Raw genomic sequence first — 1,483 nt, 5'->3', positions numbered from 1 at the left:
GCTGTTATTCACCAATTAAAATGTCTATGCGATAAACCATTTAAAATGTCCTGTTTTTAACCACAAGAGTCAAGCACAGGATTTAAATTTCTTTGTTCAATGATGGCTTTCTGAGCTTTACGACTTGGCATACTTTTCTTGGCCCGGGAACGTTTATTCTGTTTTTCTAGTTCTTCATGCTGCTGTTGAATATGCGCCAGGACTGAACCTAACCGTTTATTCTCAACAATCTCATTTTGCTGTAGCCCAGCCAATTTATTGAAGATGCTGTAGTTGAGCTTTCGTCCCTCATACATCAGGGCCACAGTGCCATCCGGATACTCCAGAAATGAAATGTATTGCCCAACTAATTTCTGGTTCAATTCAGTAGGTTCAAGCAGATAAATACATTTGTCATAGGTAATCGTCAGGTTCTTGGTGACCTTACGCGGTTCCTGCCAGGTAAAAATATCATCCAGTTCAAGATGAGATTCGGTTAATGGCCGATGCAGGTTCTTTGAGTTTCGCGCACATTTGGCGAACTTCTGATTGAACTGCTCAATAAAGCAGGGCAACCATGCATTGGCTTGCGCAATCGAACAGATGCCTTCCAGGCGCATCTCCTTGATCAGACGGTCCTGAAGGGTTCTGTTGGCACGTTCTACGCGACCCTTCGCCTGTGGGGAGTTGGCGAAGATAATATCAATGTTTAACTCATTCAGAATCCGCCCAAATTGCGTGATCTTGCTGTCTTGGCTGGATTTCTGATTCACTCTGAATACCGAGTGTTTATCGCTGTAAAAGGCCAAGGGCTTGCCGTATTGCTCAATGTAGGCTCGGGTTGAAAGCATATAGTCAAAGGTCGTTTCAGCCTCACAAAAGCGCAGATGCAACAGCTTGCCGGTAGCATCATCGATATAAACCAGCAAACAGCATTTGGTGGCTCTTCCTTCAAACCAGTCATGATATGAGCCATCAATCTGGATCAGCTCACCGAAGCAATCACGGTTATAGCGTGGCTGGTATGGGCGTTTTAGACGTTTGGATCGCGGAATCCAAAGGTCATTTGCAGTCATCCAGCGCCGAACCGTTTCTACCGGGATATTCAGGTCAAACATGCTGCTGAGCTTCTCATGCGCCAAGGTAGGTCCAAAGCCCAGCAGATGTTCAGAAATAATGGAAAGACATTGCGATTTTAATAAATCGTCATGGCGATGATGGCCCGGTTGACCACGACTGGCATGCGTCATGCCTGAAACACCATCTTGATTGAGCTTCTGCAATAACCGGGTAATTTGACGGGTGGAAAGATTCAGGATTTCAGCAGCACGGACTTGGGTAATACGATGATCTCGAACGTCTTGCAGAACTGCAAGACGTTGAATTTCTTTGTCAGACATAGTGATCAGCATCTATATTTCATATCCAGTCCATGATGTTTAAGCCATCATAAACTAGACATTTTTATTGGTGAGAATATAGACATTTTGAATGGGTTCTAACA

The 1,483-nt window shown here is 44.3% G+C and carries 1 protein-coding gene; it reads right to left on the bottom strand.

Annotated features, from left to right (window positions below; genetic code table 11):
* Positions 1–56 precede the first annotated feature (56 nt).
* Positions 57–1,391, bottom strand: coding sequence for an ISNCY family transposase (locus tag BLV99_RS17955; protein WP_092693072.1), 1,335 nt, complete (start codon positions 1,389–1,391; stop codon positions 57–59).
* Positions 1,392–1,483 lie beyond the last annotated feature (92 nt).

The sequence above is a fragment of the Acinetobacter kyonggiensis genome (assembly GCF_900107285.1).
Taxonomy (GTDB): Bacteria; Pseudomonadota; Gammaproteobacteria; order Pseudomonadales; family Moraxellaceae; genus Acinetobacter; species Acinetobacter kyonggiensis.
This window is presented reverse-complemented; position numbering and strand designations above follow the sequence as displayed.

Coding starts and splice junctions, on each gene's coding strand:
- BLV99_RS17955 (WP_092693072.1), bottom strand. CDS start 1,391: ATGCTGATCACTATGTCTGACAAAGAAATTCAACGTCTTGCAGTTCTG.